The sequence below is a fragment of the Rummeliibacillus sp. POC4 genome (assembly GCF_003576525.1).
Classification (GTDB): Bacteria; Bacillota; Bacilli; order Bacillales_A; family Planococcaceae; genus Rummeliibacillus.
The window spans coordinates 1-1,046 of sequence record NZ_QWUA01000137.1 but is presented as its reverse complement, the minus strand read 5'-3'; the positions used below and the strand labels follow the sequence as shown (position 1 = coordinate 1,046).

The following is a 1,046-nucleotide window of genomic DNA, read 5'->3' as shown; positions in this document are numbered from 1 at the left end:
ATTTTTCTTCTAAATACTTAATAATTTCCGAGAATACGAAATACCCCATTCATTTTCGAATAACGTAGTTTTATAATTCACAAAATAGAAAACAATGTTACAGCAATTAAAATAACCATTTAATAAATCCCACAATATGACGTGGCAAGAAGAATATTATATCAAATAACAAATTAAAACGATTATTTCTCTTATAGTTAATATTATAATTAGAATTACTAATGATTAATCTCTCCTCTTATTTTATCTTTTAATTTTGTTCAATGAATTTTGCTTGATTATTTTATTTTCCTAATTCTCCTACCGTCAGTTTTCGAAGAATATTTTCATACTTAGAATAATGTAATAGCGATCTAGCGAACTACTTGTTTTTGTACTTCTACTCATATCAATAACACCTATCCTCTAATTTAAATAATAGTTTTGTTGTTCCCAATTCCAAAATGCCACAATAGAATAAGCTTTTTCTTCAACGTCTGAATCCTCATCATCCACTCGTACCAAATCGCCATCTTCAACGTCATCTAAATTGAACCGCTTATGTACTTCTTTCAACAAACCACCGTATGCAATCATTCGCTTACGGTATAAACCTTCTTCCAAGTCTTTTACAACCTCTAAATCATTTTCTAGATTACCAGTCAGATAGTCAGCATCTTTCACCGAATATTTGGCGGTTTCTTGCACCGCTGCTTGAATCGCAGTGACCTCTTTTTTCTTGTTACGTTTTTTATTTTTTACAGCTTCAATGTGAACAACTGGTACATAATCTAACTTCATGGCTTTTTGCCAAAGGCTTGTCCAATCTTCTTGTGCTAAATAATTTTCACTATCTCTAAAATATTTCGATTCAACACATAACAAGACATGCATGTGTTGATTGTATGAACCATCTTCTTTATTGACGGTGACTTCTGTTGATCGCATGAAGCCAATCATATTCTGAGCCACTTTTTTATATTTCATCAAACGGTTAAAACCTTGTGTCATTGCTTTTAAACTCTTATCCAACTTTTTACCATCAAACACATTCTTTACTGTCAGCG

Annotated in this window: 1 protein-coding gene; it reads right to left on the bottom strand. The window is 31.5% G+C overall.

Features of this window, described 5'->3' with window-relative positions; translation table 11 throughout:
* Positions 1–405 precede the first annotated feature (405 nt).
* Positions 406–1,046 (bottom strand): protein rep (locus tag D1606_RS18275; RefSeq protein ID WP_158582438.1); only part of this gene is annotated, 641 nt, incomplete at its 5' end.